We start from the raw sequence: 14,032 nt of genomic DNA on the forward strand, positions 1-14,032 counted from the left end.
GACTCGGCCGCCTCGACCGCGCCGGAGACCATGAACGCCGAGCTGGTCACGGTGGCCACCTCGGTCTCGACCGCCTGCCCGGCCTTGACCGCGGCCCGCCAGGCGCACGGCAGGATCCTGGAGAAGGCCCGCCAGGCCCGCGAGAAGCGGCTGGAGGAGCTGAAGAAGGCCGTGCGCACCGCGAAGGAGGCGGTGCTGACCGCCGAACAGGCGCTGCGCCAGGCCAGGCAGCTCTCCCCGACCAAGCTCAAGGTGGCCAACGCCGAGAAGGACGTGGCCGCGGCCAGGTCGATGCTGGCCGAGTACGCCCGCACCTACGGCGTGTCCGTGCCACCCGGCGAGATCGTCTTCCTGCCGAAGCTGCCCGCCCGCGTGCAGCGGGCCGCGGTCAAGGCCGGGCAGGCGGTCGAGACCGAGGTGGCCACCGTGACCAGCTCGGCGTTCATGGTCTCCGGCGCGGTCGAGGCGGCCGAGTCCGACCTGCTGCGCCCGGGCATGCGGGCGACGATCGAGGTCGAGTCGGGCAAGACCTACCCCGCGACGCTCACCGCGATCGGCGAGCGGGCCAAGGTGCCAGGCGAGGAGCCACCCGGCGACGGCGCGCAGCCCGTCCTGCTCACGCCGCTGTCGATGACCGGGCTCAAGGGCCTGACCGGCACCGCGGTGACGGCCAGGGTGACGGTCGGCGCGACCGACGAGCCCGTGCTGGTCGTGCCGGTGGCCGCGGTGATCACCTCGGCCGACGGCCGGTCCCGCGTCGAGGTCGAGTACGCCCCGGACAAGACCAGGCAGGTCGAGGTGCGCACCGGACTGGCCGCGGACGGCCGGGTGGAGGTCACCGGCGACCTGAAGGAAGGCGACCGGGTGGTGGTCAACAGTGCCTGACCCGGTCATCGAGCTGGCCGGGATCGGCAAGGAGTTCCCCGCGCTGCCGCCGGTCCGCGCGCTCATCGGCGTGTCGCTGCGCGTGGACAGGGGCGACTACCTGGCCGTCGCCGGGCCGTCGGGATCGGGCAAGTCGACCCTGCTGAACGTGCTCGGGCTGCTCGACCGGCCCACGTCCGGCTCGTACCGGCTGGACGGCGTCGAGACCACCGCCCTCCGTGACGGGGCCAGGACCAGGTTGCGCGGCGACCGGATCGGCTTCGTCTTCCAGTCCTTCCACCTGCTCGCCCACCGCACGGTGGTGGAGAACGTCATGCTGGCCGAGGTCTACGGCAGGCGGGCGCGCAAGGGCAGGAGGGAGCGGGCCCTGGCGGCGCTGCGGCGAGTCGGCCTCGGCCATCGGGTGGACTTCAGGCCCGATCGGCTGTCGGGCGGCGAGCGTCAGCGCGCGGCCATCGCCAGGGCCCTTCTGGGCGAGCCCGCGCTGCTGCTGTGCGACGAGCCGACCGGCAACCTCGACAGCCGCAACACCGAGGCCGTGCTCGGCCTGTTCGACGAGCTGCGGGCGCAGGGCCTGACCATCGTGGTCATCACGCACGAGCAGGAGGTCGGCGAACGGGCCGCGCGCCGGGTGCGGATCACCGACGGCGTGCTGGTGGAGGAGCGATGAACGTCCGTGACCTGATCGGCGAATCGCTCGCCGGCATGCTGGCCAGGCCGGTGCGCACCGCGCTCACCACGCTCGGCACCGTGCTCGGCATCACCACGCTGGTGATCACGCTGGGCGTGTCGGCGACGGCGGGCAACCAGATCGTCGGCCGCTTCGACGAGCTGATCGCCACCGCGATCACCGTCGAGGTGCCTGAGTCGCCCACCGCGCCGCTGGTCTCGTGGGACGCGATCGACCGGGTGACCAGGCTGCGCGGCGTGGTCTCGGCCGCCGCGCTGGCCGAGACCAAGGACAGCGCCAACCTGTCCGTACGCTCCACCGACATCGTCGACCCGACCAGGGTCACCGCCCAGACGCTCACCGTGCTGGCCGCCACCCCCGGCCTGCCCGTCGCGGCGCGCGGCCGGATGACGCAGGGCAGGTTCTTCGACGCCGGGCACGTCCGGCGGGCCGACCGGGTGGCCGTGCTCGGCGACCAGGCGGCCGAGCTGCTCGGCATCACCAGGCTCGACGGCGCGCCGGCGGTGTTCATCGGCAAGCACGCGTACACGGTGATCGGGATACTCGGCGACCTGCGCAGGGAGCGGAACCTGGCCGCGTCGGTGCTGGTGCCGCACACCGTGGGCAAGCGGTTCGGGCTGCGCGACGTGACCAGGGTGCTGGTCAACACCAGCCTGGGCGCGGCCGGCCTGATCGCCGGGCAGGCGCCGACCGCGCTCAGCCCGGGCAACGGCGACTCGCTGCAGGTGGTCGCCCCGCCCTCGCCGACCAGGGCGCGCGACCAGGCGCAGGACGACGTGAACGCGCTCTTCCTGATACTCGGCCTGGTCTCGCTGGTGGTCGGCGCGGTCGGCATCGCGAACGTCACGCTGGTCACCGTGATGGAGCGGGTGCCGGAGATCGGCCTGCGCCGCTCGCTCGGCGCCGCCCGGCGGCACATCGCCGCGCAGTTCCTGCTGGAGTCGACGCTGACCGGGCTGACCGGCGGCGTGATCGGCGCGAGCGCGGGCGTGGTGGCCATCGTGGCGATCTCGGCGGCCAAGCAGTGGACGCCGCTGCTCGACCTGCGGCTGGCGGTCGCCGCGCCGCTCGCCGGAGCCCTGGTCGGCCTGCTGGCCGGGCTGTATCCGGCGCTGCGCGCGGCCAGGATGGAACCGGTGGACGCGTTGCGGTAGCCAGGCGCAGGCCCCCGTCGGCGCGGCGCGGTAGAACGTTATTCAGTTTGCCTATGATGTCCGCGCATATGCGCATCGACGTCATCATCAACCGCACGCTGGTCTACGCCGCGCTCACCGTGGTGACCGGCGCGGTCTACTTCGGGATCATCGCGCTCGACGCGGGACTCGGCTCGTGGTCGGGGCTGGTCGCCGCGCTGGCCGCCGGTGCGCTCTTCCATCCGGCCCGGGTGCGGCTGCAGGAGCTGGTCGACCGGCTGCTCAAGGCCGAGCCCGACCCGTACCGGCTGGCCGATCGCATCAGCAGGCACGTGCAGGAGGCCAACGGGCCGGCCGAGGCGCTGGCCTCGGCGGTGACGGCGGTCAGGCGCGCGCTCGGCGCCGCCGGGGTGGCGGTGGAGGTGGTGCTGCCCGGCGGCCGCACCCGGACGGTGTCCGACGGCGAGCTCGGCGCCGAGCCCGCGGACGTCCCGCTGGTGTGGCACGGCAGGCCGATGGGCCGGCTCACGGTGGCCGGCGCGGCCCCGCCGGGCGACCTGCTCGACATGCTGGCCAGGCAGCTCGCCGAGGTGGCGCACGCGGTGCGGCTGAGCGCCGACCTGCAGCGCTCGCGCGAGCGCATGCTCGTCACCCGCGAGGAGGAACGCCGCAGGCTGCGCCGCAACCTGCACGACGGGCTCGGCCCGACCCTGGCCGGCCTGGCGATCAGCGTGGACGAGGCCAGGCTCAGCCTCGCCGCCGACCCGCAGGCGGCCGACCCGCTGCTCGGCCGGGTGCGCAGGGAGGTCACCGACGCGATCGCGGACGTGCGCGACCTGGTGTACGGGCTGCGCCCGGTCGAGCTCGACGGCGCCGACCTGGACGAGCTGGGGCTGGACGGCGCGCTGCGGCTGCTGGCCGACCTGCCCGGACCCCGGGTGGAGGTGGCGGTGTCCGGTTCGGTGTCGGGGCTGCCGCGCGTGACGGCGGTGGCGGCGTACAAGATCGCTCATGACGCGCTGGCCAACGTGCGCAGGCACGCTCGCGCCACCGTCACCCTGATCAGGGTGGAGCGGCGCGACCGCGAGCTGGTGCTGTCGGTGTCCGACGACGGCATCGGACTGCCCGAGCAGCGCAGGCAGGGCGCCGACCCGATGCGCGCCAGAGCCGCGGACGTGGGCGGCGCCTGCGAGTTCCACACCAGGCGCGGCGGCGGCACCGAGGTCATCGCCAGGCTGCCGTTACGAGGGGAGACGGGATGAGCGGTTCGCCCGCGCGGCGCGGCGAGCGGCGGCGGCTCGCCCCGGTGATCGCCTGGACGGTCGCCGCGGTGTCGCTGGTGTCCGTCCTGCTGGCCGCCTGGATGATCGAGCAGGTGCCGTGGGACTCCGAGGTGGAGGGCGTCGACCCGGTCGGCCTGCTGTTCCCGGCTGCTGGAGCGTTCCTGATCTCCCGTGCCCCCGGCGCGCGCTTCCCCTGGATCCTGTGGGGCACCGGCGTGGTCTGGTCGGTGTACGCGCTCAACTACGCCCTGGTCCAGTACCTGTGGTCGATCGTGCCAGGCCACCCGCTGATCCCCTACCTCGCCTGGCCGGCGGTCTGGATGTGGTTGTGGGCGGTGCCGGTCTTCGCCGGGGTCATGCCGCTGCTCTTCCCTGACGGGCGGCTGCCGTCGCGGCGCTGGCGTCCGCTGCTGTACGGCAACTTCGCCCTCATGATCGGGCACTCGCTGCTGCTCGGGCTCTCCCCCGACGTGTCGTTCGAGCTGAACGACCTGCCGATTCCCAACCCGCTCGGCGTCGAGGCGCTGGGCGATCTCCCGTACCTGGCGGAGTCCTGGATCGGCCTGCCGATGATCACGTTGTCGGCGCTCGGCGTGTTGTCGCTGTGGTTCCGCCACCGGGCCGCGACGCCCGAGCTGCGCAGGCAGATCGCCTGGTACTTCTACTCGATGATGATCTTCACCGGGTACTGGCTGCTCAGCGGCGGGCGCGAGGGGCTATGGCTGACGCTGCGGGTGACGCTGGCGGTGCTGATCCCCCTCTCGATCATCGCCGCCGTGCTGCGGTACCAGCTCTACGGCATCAAGCTCATACTCAACCGCACGCTGGTCTACGGCGCGCTGGCCGTGGTCGGCGGTCTCACGTACTCGGCGCTGATCTGGGCGGCCGACCGGGTGTCGGGCGACTACGGGGCCGTGGCGGGGCTGGCGGCGGCCATGGCCACGGCCGCGGTGTTCCATCCGCTGCGGCTGCGGCTGCAGGCCTCGGTGGACCGGCTGTTCAATGTGGAGCGCGATCCGTACAAGGCGGCCGATCTGCTGAGCCGTACCGTGCAGCAGGCGGAGGACCCGTCGGAGGCGCTGGCCGACGCGCTGTCGGTGGTGCGCGCGGCGCTGGGCGCGCGCGGCGCGGCCGTGCAGGTCTACGGCGAGCCGGTGGTGTCGTTCGCCGACGGCGAGCTCGGCGGCAGGTCACGCGAGGTCGAGCTGACCTGGCACGGCGAGCGGGTGGGCCGGCTGTCGCTGGCCGGGGCGCGTCAGGGCCGGGAGCGGCAGCTCGTCATGGCCAAGCACCTGGCCGAGCTGGCCCACGCGGTACGGCTCAGCACCGACCTGCGCGACTCGCACGAGCGCATCAACGCCACCCGCGACGAGGAACGCCGCAGGCTGGGCCGCGAGCTGCACGACGGGCTCGGCCCCACCCTGACCAGCGTCACGATGACGCTGGACGAGGCCAGGCGGCGGCTCGGCCGCGACCCCCAGGCGGCGGACCGGCTGCTGCTGCGGGTCAGGGAGGAGATGACCAGCACGCTGAACTCGGTCCGCGAGCTGGTCGACGGGCTCAGGCCGCCCGCGCTGGACGAGCTGGGCCTGGCCGGCGCCCTGGCCGAGCTGGGCCGCGCGCCGGGTCCCCGGGTCAGCGTCGAACCGCACGGCCCGCTGGACGATCTGCCCCCGGCGGTGGAGCTGGCGGCCTACCGGATCGTCCAGGAGGCGCTGACCAACGCGCGCAGGCACGCCCGCGCCGATCGCGTCGCGGTGACGTTGCGCAGGGAGCCGGAGTCGCTGCGGGTGACGGTGACCGACGACGGCGCGGGGCTGCCCGACACGCCTTCTCCGGGCGTCGGGCTGACCTCGATGCGGGAACGCGCGGCCGAGATCGGCGGGACCTGCGCGATCGGCCCGCGGGCCGGCGGCGGCACCGAGGTCGCGGCCGTGCTGCCGATCGCGTGAGCCGATCCCGGCCGGGAAACGTCATAGAGGTATGAAGCTCTGGCGAATCGTGCTCCTGCCGCTGCTCGCCCTGGTACTCACCAGCGGAGCCGCGGTCCCCGCGGCGGCGCAGTCCGCGCCGCCCGTCAAGAGGAAGGCCCTGGTCTCCCTGCACAAGCAGGGCGGTTTCGCGGGGTTCGACGACCGCGTCACCGTCTACACCAACGGCTGCGTGCGGTTGAGCCGCCGTACCGGGCCGACGGTCGACAAGTGCCTGACCAAGACGGAGTTCCGCAAGCTGCGCGCCCATCTCAAGCGGCTGCGTCTGGGCCGTTCCGAGCGGCCGCCGCAGGGCGCGGACTTCCTCAAGTACACGCTGTCCTACCGGGGCCACAAGGTCGTGCGCTACCAGCTGCCCAAGACGTGGCGGCCGGTGGTGAGCGGGATGGAGACGTTCATGACCAAGTACTGGGCGCCGGACTGACGGTCTCCATCAAGCGATTGACCAAAGGGCGTGCCGGAACTACCTTCTGTCGCATGACACCTGCCGACAGCGGGCAGCCCGGCACGATTCTCAAGGTCGCCACCGAGCTGTTCGCCGCCCACGGCTACGACGGCACCTCCACCCGGCAGATCGCCGAGGCGGCCGGGCTGAACATCGCCACCGTCAACTACCACGTGGGCGGCAAGCGCGAGCTGTACCTGGCCGTGATGGCGCACGCGCACCGGGCGGAACAGCAGGCGCTGGAGTCGGCGCTGGCCAGGCTGCCGCAGGGTGACCCGGCCGCCGCACTGCACCGCCTGATCGACGACTATCTCGACTTCTGCGTGGAACACCCCGAGGTGCCCGCGCTGTGGATGCACCGCTGGTTGTCCGACGCCGCCGACATCACGCAGCTGGAGCGGCAGTACGTCCATCCGCTGGTGACCGGGGTGGCGGCGACGCTGCGGCCGATGGTGGCTTCCGGGGTGATCGACGCGGCGGCCGACCTGGAGTACGCGATCTGGACGGTCATCTGGTGCGTGCACGGGTTCGCCAAGGGCGGGGTGCTCGACGCCGACGGCCGCCGCCGGGGCGCCGGTGACCGGGCCGCGCTGCGCCGCTTCCGCGCCCACCTGCACCTGACCCTGCACCGCGCGCTCGGCCTGCCCGGCGAGGCGGCCCCCAGCGCGGGCCCGGCCCCGAGCGCGGGCACGACATGACGGGCGAGCGGCTCAGGCCGGGGCGGTTGCTCGGCTACGGGGTCGGCTCAGTCGGCACCGGGGTGTTCTCCGCCGTGCCCGGGCTGCTGCTCCTGTACTACCTGACCGACATGCTGGGCGTCCCTGCCGCCGTGGCCGGCGCGGTGCTGGTCGCGCCGAAGATCTGGGACGTGCTGCTCAACCCGCTGGTCGGCGCGGCCAGCGACCGCGAGGCGGTACGCACCGGGCGGCGCACCAGGCTGCTGGCCGCCGGCGCGCTCGCGCTGCCCGTGACGTTCGCGCTGATGTTCGCGGTGCCCGGCCCGATCTCCGGCGGGCTGCCCGGCGCGCTCTGGGCGGGCGCGGCGTTCCTGCTCGCCGCCACCGCGTTCGCCTGCTTCCAGGTGCCGTACGTGGCCCTGCCCACGGAGATGTCGCCCGACCCGGCCGAGCGCACCAGGATCATGTCGTGGCGGGTGGTCTGCCTGACCGTCGGCATCCTGGTCGCCGGCGGACTCGCCCCCGCCGTGGTGGACCTGGCGGGCGGCGGCCGTCCTGGCTACGCGGTCATGGGCGTCTCGATCGGCGCGGTCATGGGAGCCGCGCTGGTCGCCGCGACGCTGGCCACCCGGTGGGTGTCGTCGCGGCCGGGGCCCAAGCAGCTCGGCCCGGTGGCGGCCTTCCGGCTGGCGCGCGGCAACCTGCCGTTCTTCACGCTGCTCGGCGCGTTCGTGACACAGGCGCTCGGCGTGGCGGTGATGCTGGCCGGCGCGCCGTACGTGGCCTCCTACCGGCTGGGCGACTACGGGCTGACGTCGGTGATGTTCGTCTGCCTGGTGGGCCCGAGCATGGCGGCCGTGCCCGGGTGGGCCTGGCTGGCCCGCAGGCACGGCGTCGTGCGCTGCTACCTGGTGGCGACGCTCGGGTTCGGGCTGGTGTCGCTGGCGCTGGTGCCGTCCATCGCGGCCGGCGGCCTGGCGCCGACGCTGGCGCTGACCGCGCTGGCCGGGGTCTGCTACGCGGCGCTGCAACTGCTGCCGCTGTCGCTGCTGCCCGACACCGTGCACGCGGACGCCGCCCGCACCGGGCACGCGCAGGCCGGCGCGTTCACCGGGCTGTGGACGGCCGGAGAGACGGCCGGGCTGGCGCTCGGGCCCGGGCTGTTCGCGCTGGTGCTGTCGGTGTCGGGGTTCGTGTCCGCGCCGGTCGAGTCGCCCGTCGCGCAGCCGCCGGACGCGCTGACCGGGCTGCTGCTCGGCTTCACCGCGCTGCCCGCCGCGCTCATGCTGCTCAGCCTGCCGTTCATCGTCCGGTACGGCAGGCTCGTCCGTGCCGTTGACGCCCGCCGTTCCGAGAACCCCCGTGAGGAGATCGTGTGAACCTGCCCGAGACCGGGATGACCGTCGATGAGCTGCTGGCCGAGGTGGCCCGGCTCAAGGAGCACGACCTGCCCGTACGGGGCGGCCAGGTGACCGCGTACGTCTACGACACCGGCCGTGCCGAGGTGCACGAGGCGGCGGCCCGTGCCTACTTCGAGATGCTGGAGGTCAACTGCCTCGACCCGACCGCGTTCCCGAGCGTGGTCGAGATGGAGAAGCAGGTCGTCGGCGCGGTGTCGGACCTGCTCGGCGGCGGACACGGCATCTTCACCAGCGGCGGCACCGAGTCGATCATGCTGGCGGTGAAGGCGGCCAGGGACTTCGCCGACCGGGCGCGGCCGAACCTGGTGCTGCCGGTGACCGCGCATCCCGCCTTCCACAAGGCGGCCCACTACCTGGGCGTCGAGGTGCGGCCGGTGCCGGTGGACCTGGAGACGTTCAAGGTCGCGGCGGCGGACGTGGCCGCGTCGATCGACGACGGCACGATCCTGGTCGTGGTGTCCGCGCCGTCGTACCCGCAGGGGGTGATCGACCCGGTGGCCGAGGTGGCGGAGGTGGCCGCGGCGGCGGGCGTGCCCTGCCACGTGGACGCCTGCGTCGGCGGCTGGCTGCTGCCGTGGCTGCGTGCCGCGGGCGCGGACGTCCCGCCGTTCGACCTGTCGGTGCCCGGCGTCACCTCGATCTCGTGTGACCTGCACAAGTTCGGTTACGCGCCCAAGGGCGCCTCGGTGGTGCTGTTCGCCGACCCGGCGATGCGGCGCAAGGCGTACTTCGCCTCGGCCGCCTGGCCCGGCTACACGGTGATCAACGCGACCGTGCAGAGCAGCAGGTCGGCGGGGCCGCTCGGCGGGGCCTGGGCGACCCTGCGGACGCTGGGCCGCGACGGCTACCTGGAGCTGGGCCGGGCCACCTGGGAGGCGGCGGCCAGGCTGCGCGCCGGGCTGGCCGAGATCCCCGGGCTGCGGGTGCTGGGCGCGCCGGAGTCGTCGCTGGTGGCCTTCACCGGCGCCGGGATCGACGTGTTCGTGCTGGCCGACGAGGCGCGGGCGCGGGGCTGGTTCCTGCAGCCGCAGCTCTCCTACGCGGGCATCCCGGCGAACCTGCACGTCACCGTGACCGGCGTGACACTGGCCGGGGTGGACGCGATGCTCAAGGTGATCGCGGAGTCCGCAGAGTCGGCCCGGCGGCGCGGCCCGGTCGTGCTGCCCGACGGGCTGGTGGACCTGGTCGCGGGCCTGGACCTGGAGTCGCTGGACGACGCCACGTTCGCGGAGCTGGCCACGTCGGTGGGCGTGGACCTGAGCCCCGGCGCCGGTCAGCCGGAGATGAGCGTGGTCAACTCGGTGCTCGATGCGCTACCTGCGGCGAGCCGGGAAGCGGTGCTGATCCGGTTTCTGTCCGTGATGTACCGCTGACGGTCACCAGGAAGAAGCCGAGCAGGCAGATCACGTGCGGCAGGAAGTGGATGGTGATCAGCGCCCAGGTCATGAGGTGGAAGCCGGCGAAGAACGCCACGCCGAGCCGCAGCGCCCGCCCGCGCAGGAACAGCAGCACGGGCGAGGCGAACTCGGCCAGCAGCACCACCCACTGGCCGATCAGCAGCGCGTGCGGGATCCCGGCGATGAAGTGGCCGAAGAACGTGCCGCGGCGGCTGACCGCCCATTGGAACGTGGCTCCGTTCGGCCATTCCCAGAGCGCGCTCACGCCTGACGTGACGTGGAACCCGCCCCAGCGGATCTTGGCCAAGGCCGACAGGAAGTAGGTGCACACCACCGCGATCTGCACGCAGCGCACCGCCCAGCCGGCCGCCCGCTCGCTGCTCCCGATCGTGGGCAGCACGAACAGGGCCACGATGAGCGCGAGGTGGTCGTGGTCGACCTTGCCGTACGACATGGCGAGCATGGCCCACTCGGTGTAGCCGAGCGCCACCACCCAGCCGGTGAGCCTGGGCAGTTTGCCCGCCGCGCCGACCAGGGCGGCCGCGACCACGACCGCGAACAGCGTGTAGACCAGTGGTTGGCTGGCCGCGGGCAGGTGCAGCAGCCGGGCGACGAGCACCGGCTGGTAGGCGGTGGCCGAGGTGGCGTGGCCCCACACGCCGCCGGTGAACAACATCATGTCGATCGGCAGGAACAGGTAGACCAGCGCCCGCACGACCTTGATCCGGCGCAGCGGCACCGGGGCGAACCACCAGCGGGTCAGCGCGCCGTCCATGACACCCTCTCCACGTCGTAGGTCCGGTCGGGACGCCGGTCCTTGAGCTTGATCACCCGGGTGACCAGGCGGAGCCTGGTGAGCCGTGGATCCTGGGGGCGTAACCTGGCGTGCGTGTCGGCCATGTGCTGCATCAGGGCGGGTTCGCGGACGTACCTGCCGAGCTGGCCCTCCACCTCGGCGCGGCGCACCCCGACGTAGTACGGCTCGATCGGGACCTCCACGGTCGTCCCCTTGGCGGTCTCGGCCAGCAGGATCAGGGACTTGATCTCCCCGTCGGGCGGGATGGAGAAGGCGTACTGGACCATCGGCCCGAAGGGGAACAGGTCGTCCGTGCCGTACACGGTGCCGTAACCGAGCGCCGCGAGCACGGCCCCCGCCGCCGCCAGCCGGACGACTTCACCCGCCTTCCGCACCCCTGCCCCCTTCGCAGATGGGGTGATCTCGAAGATCACCTCGCGAACCAAGAGGGTAACCAGAACAATGCCCCCACTGCGGCTGATTTGCGAGATAATGCCGGAAATGTCGGCGTATGTCCGCATTGCAGCGGGAGGCAGGCCGCCCGGCCAAAGGGCTATCAATCCAGATATATCCAACTTCCCGGCCTTCGCGGTTTTACATATCGCTGTCAAGATCCGCGGTGATCTGTCTACACTGGGCGCCTATTGGACCCCCTGTCGGCAGGAGTTCGACATGCCGCCAACGCCCGACGGCGATCTCGGTTATCTGGAGCGGACACTCGAACGAAGTCAGGAGGTCATGCGCGACCTGCGAGAGGCGCAGGTCGGCATACTCCGGGTGATCGGCCGGGCCGGCGGCGACGGCGGCCTGGTGCGCGCCGAGTCCGACGGCCAGGGCGGCATCACCCGGCTCGAACTCGAACCCGACGCGCTGCGCCTGACCCCGCAGGACCTCGGCCGGCGGATCACCACGGTGCTCCAGGCCGCCCAGCGCGACGCGGTCCGCCAGACCCAGGAGATCGCCGACCGCGCCCTGGCCGCGACCGCGGCGCTGGCCGAACCGCTCGACGACACCTTCGTCCGACTCAGGGTCGACCGTGCGGCCCGCGATCCGCAGTAGCAGGAGGAGGCCCGCGTGTACGGCCCGCGCGACATCCGAGAGCCGGCGAGCGACGAGCCGGTCCGCCAGGCGGAGATGATCCTCGCCTGGACGGAGACGGCCCAGAACGACCTCAGCAAGGTGATCGGCACCGGGCACGGCCCGTCCGGCCTGGTCAGGGCCGCGGTCGATCCCGACGGCCAGGTGCTCGACGTCGCCGTCGAGGCCGCGGCCCTGGAGCTGACGCCCGCCGAGCTGGCCGGGGAGGTGATGATCGCGGTGCGCCAGGCCCAGCGCGACGCCGAGCAGCAAATCCGCGAGCTCATGTGCCGCGCCATGCCCGGCTTCGACCTGGCCGAGGCCCGCGCCCAGCTCAGCCTCCTGCTGAGCGCGGACTGACCAGGTCGCCGCGTCACACCTTGGTGATGCGGACCGCGTCGGCGATGACGTAGCCGGTGGTGGAGGTCCAGCGGCTCACGCCGACCACGTTGTAGGCGCCGGCGTTCAGCGTGAACGTGCCCAGGCTGCGCCAGGCCCCGCCGCCGGTGCGCTGGTCGACCGTGACGGTCTGGTTGCCGTTCGCGGTGGCCACGAGGTGCGGGGTGGCGCTGTTGTAGCCGGCGTTGGCCGGATACCAGACCTCCACCCGGTAGCTGCCCGTGCTCGGGATCGTCGCGCCGAACCAGGCCGGGTCGCTGGCGGCGACCGGCGCGGCGAAGCGGTAGTCGGCGCCGTGCGCCTGGGCCGAGTACGTCGAGGTGCCCCAGGCCGAGCCCGCGGTGAAGCCGGGACCGGCGTTGTCGACGATCACGCTGAACGCCCCGGACGAGCCCGGCGAGCGGCCCGTGCTGGGCTGACTCTCCTGGTGGGTGCGGTTCAGCGCGGTCACGTAGTAGGTCTGGGTGCCGCTCGCCGTGGTGTCGGTGAACGTGGTCTGCCTGGTCGTCTTGATCAGGTTGCGGGCGTCGGCGAAGAAGCACGGGTCCGCGCTCGGCGGGGTGCCGTCCACCCGGTAGACCGCGTACGAGGTGCCCGAGCCCTGCCAGGAGAGCTGGACGCCGCCGGTGACGCGGGTGGCCGCGGTGATCGCAGGCGCGCCGGGCGCGGCGGCCGAGCCCCGGGCCGGCGGCAGCGCGGGCCTGCTGTAGTGCGCGTTCACCAGCGTGCTGATCGCGCCGATCCGGTTGGCCTTGACGTCCTTGGCGCTGAAGAAGATGTCGCCGGCCACCTCGGGATGCTGCCTGTTGTAGGTGAGGTGGTCGCTCAGCTCGGCCGGGTCCTGCCAGGCGGCGTCCTGGCCGCTCGCGCCCGCCCGGTAGGCGGCCTGGCCGATGACGAGCTGGACGCCGGTGCCCCGCACCGCCTCCGCCCACCAGGCGGTGAGCACGTCGTAGGCGGCGGTGGCGAAGCCGAGGTGCCAGTAGATCTGCGGGGAGATGTAGTCCACCCAGCCCTGCTTCACCCACAGCCGGCTGTCGGCGTAGATGGCGTCGTACGACTGCAGGCCCGAGGTGCGCGAGCCGAGCGGGTCGGCGCCGGCGTTGCGCCAGATGCCGAACGGGCTGATGCCGAACGACACCCACGGCTTGGCCGCGTGGATGCGCTGGTCCAGCTCGCGGACCAGCAGGTTCACATTCTCCCTGCGCCAGTCGCCGATGTCGGTGAACGAGCCGCCGTAGCGGCTGAACGTGGCCGCGTCCGGGATGGTCTGGCCGCTGACCGGATACGGGTAGAAGTAGTCGTCCAGGTGCACGCCGTCCAGGTCGTACCTGGTCACCGCGTCCATGATGGCGTCCTCGATGAAGTCGCGGACGGCGGGGATGCCCGGGTTGTAGTAGAGCTTCCCGCCGTAGGCGAAGCGCCAGTCGGGGTTCTTGCGTGCCGGGTGCGTGGTGACGAGCCGGCTCGGATCGTCGTGGTTGGCCACCCGGTACGGGTTGAACCAGGCGTGCAGTTCCAGGTTGCGGGCGTGCGCCTCGGCGACCATGAACGCCAGCGGGTCGTAGCCGGGGTTGGCGCCCTGGGTGCCGGTCAGCCACTGCGACCACGGCTCGTACGGCGAGGGCCAGAACGCGTCGGCGGTCGGCCTGACCTGGACCACGACCGCGTTCATGCGTTTCTGCACGGCCAGGTCCAGCCAGGCGCGGAACTCGGCCTGCTGGGCCGACACGCTCAGCCCGGTGCGGCTGGGCCAGTCGATGTTGGCCACGGTGGAGATCCACATGGCCCTGAGCTGCCGCTTGGGCGTCGCGGGATCGACCGCGCAGGCGGTGGT

13 protein-coding genes and 1 pseudogene are annotated in these 14,032 nt (G+C 72.8%); 11 read left to right on the forward strand and 3 right to left on the reverse strand.

The features are described from left to right. The 9 genes and pseudogenes from HII36_RS47560 to HII36_RS47600 all read left to right on the forward strand — a co-directional run. Positions 1–885: pseudogene (locus tag HII36_RS47560) on the forward strand (peptidoglycan-binding protein); the annotation flags it as partial. Further along, entirely contained in the window at positions 878–1,555 is a 678-nt protein-coding gene (locus HII36_RS47565; protein ID WP_173529987.1) for an ABC transporter ATP-binding protein, read from the forward strand. The pseudogene HII36_RS47560 and the gene HII36_RS47565, both read left to right, overlap by 8 nt. Continuing rightward, entirely contained in the window at positions 1,552–2,730 is a 1,179-nt protein-coding gene (locus HII36_RS47570) for an ABC transporter permease (RefSeq protein ID WP_173529988.1), read from the forward strand. The genes HII36_RS47565 and HII36_RS47570 overlap by 4 nt, the downstream gene beginning before the upstream one ends. A gap of 68 nt (positions 2,731–2,798) precedes the next feature. After that, a complete protein-coding gene (locus HII36_RS47575; RefSeq protein ID WP_236004728.1) occupies positions 2,799–3,971 on the forward strand; it encodes a sensor histidine kinase in 1,173 nt (390 codons plus the stop codon). Beyond that, the gene (locus HII36_RS47580) at positions 3,968–5,944 is read left to right on the forward strand and encodes an ATP-binding protein (protein ID WP_173529990.1); all 1,977 of its coding nucleotides are present in this window, start codon (positions 3,968–3,970) and stop codon (positions 5,942–5,944) included. The genes HII36_RS47575 and HII36_RS47580 overlap by 4 nt, the downstream gene beginning before the upstream one ends. 31 nt (positions 5,945–5,975) lie before the next feature. Beyond that, on the forward strand, positions 5,976–6,407 hold the full coding sequence (locus HII36_RS47585) for a hypothetical protein (RefSeq protein WP_173529991.1): 432 nt from the start codon (positions 5,976–5,978) through the stop codon (positions 6,405–6,407). A 53-nt stretch (positions 6,408–6,460) separates the two neighbouring features. Next, positions 6,461–7,126, forward strand: a complete 666-nt coding sequence (locus HII36_RS47590) for a TetR/AcrR family transcriptional regulator (protein WP_173529992.1) — start codon at positions 6,461–6,463, stop codon at positions 7,124–7,126. Next, entirely contained in the window at positions 7,123–8,484 is a 1,362-nt protein-coding gene (locus HII36_RS47595) for an MFS transporter (RefSeq protein WP_173529993.1), read from the forward strand. Before HII36_RS47590 ends, HII36_RS47595 begins: the two co-directional genes overlap by 4 nt. Further along, the gene (locus HII36_RS47600; protein ID WP_328808219.1) at positions 8,481–9,899 is read left to right on the forward strand and encodes a pyridoxal phosphate-dependent decarboxylase family protein; all 1,419 of its coding nucleotides are present in this window, start codon (positions 8,481–8,483) and stop codon (positions 9,897–9,899) included. The genes HII36_RS47595 and HII36_RS47600 overlap by 4 nt, the downstream gene beginning before the upstream one ends. Here HII36_RS47600 and HII36_RS47605 read toward each other — a convergent pair. Both HII36_RS47605 and HII36_RS47610 read right to left on the reverse strand, forming a co-directional pair. Then, entirely contained in the window at positions 9,820–10,698 is an 879-nt protein-coding gene (locus tag HII36_RS47605; protein ID WP_173529994.1) for a hypothetical protein, read from the reverse strand. The genes HII36_RS47600 and HII36_RS47605 overlap by 80 nt on opposite strands. Continuing rightward, positions 10,683–11,114 (reverse strand): hypothetical protein, encoded by a 432-nt coding sequence (locus HII36_RS47610; RefSeq protein ID WP_173529995.1) that lies wholly within the window; start codon positions 11,112–11,114, stop codon positions 10,683–10,685. Before HII36_RS47610 ends, HII36_RS47605 begins: the two co-directional genes overlap by 16 nt. Before the next feature lie 277 nt (positions 11,115–11,391). Between HII36_RS47610 and HII36_RS47615 the strand changes: the two genes are divergently transcribed. Continuing rightward, complete coding sequence (locus HII36_RS47615; RefSeq protein WP_173529996.1) at positions 11,392–11,778, forward strand: YbaB/EbfC family nucleoid-associated protein; 387 nt, start codon at positions 11,392–11,394, stop codon at positions 11,776–11,778. 15 nt (positions 11,779–11,793) lie between these two features. Beyond that, positions 11,794–12,156, forward strand: coding sequence for a YbaB/EbfC family nucleoid-associated protein (locus HII36_RS47620; protein ID WP_173529997.1), 363 nt, complete (start codon positions 11,794–11,796; stop codon positions 12,154–12,156). Positions 12,157–12,169: 13 nt separating this feature from the next. On the opposite strand, the gene HII36_RS47625 is transcribed toward HII36_RS47620, so the two are convergent. Then, the coding region (locus HII36_RS47625; RefSeq protein ID WP_217370860.1) for a family 10 glycosylhydrolase at positions 12,170–14,032 on the reverse strand (1,863 nt) is incomplete at its 5' end.

The sequence above is a fragment of the Nonomuraea antri genome, from assembly GCF_013283785.1.
Lineage (GTDB): Bacteria > Actinomycetota > Actinomycetes > Streptosporangiales > Streptosporangiaceae > Nonomuraea > Nonomuraea antri.

Excerpts from the sequence above, each read along its gene's own strand:
- HII36_RS47570 (WP_173529988.1), top strand. The coding sequence starts at position 1,552 with ATGAACGTCCGTGACCTGATCGGCGAATCGCTCGCCGGCATGCTGGCC.
- HII36_RS47575 (WP_236004728.1), top strand. The coding sequence starts at position 2,799 with ATGCGCATCGACGTCATCATCAACCGCACGCTGGTCTACGCCGCGCTC.
- HII36_RS47580 (WP_173529990.1), top strand. The coding sequence starts at position 3,968 with ATGAGCGGTTCGCCCGCGCGGCGCGGCGAGCGGCGGCGGCTCGCCCCG.
- HII36_RS47585 (WP_173529991.1), top strand. The coding sequence starts at position 5,976 with ATGAAGCTCTGGCGAATCGTGCTCCTGCCGCTGCTCGCCCTGGTACTC.
- HII36_RS47590 (WP_173529992.1), top strand. The coding sequence starts at position 6,461 with ATGACACCTGCCGACAGCGGGCAGCCCGGCACGATTCTCAAGGTCGCC.
- HII36_RS47595 (WP_173529993.1), top strand. The coding sequence starts at position 7,123 with ATGACGGGCGAGCGGCTCAGGCCGGGGCGGTTGCTCGGCTACGGGGTC.
- HII36_RS47605 (WP_173529994.1), bottom strand. The coding sequence starts at position 10,698 with ATGGACGGCGCGCTGACCCGCTGGTGGTTCGCCCCGGTGCCGCTGCGC.
- HII36_RS47615 (WP_173529996.1), top strand. The coding sequence starts at position 11,392 with ATGCCGCCAACGCCCGACGGCGATCTCGGTTATCTGGAGCGGACACTC.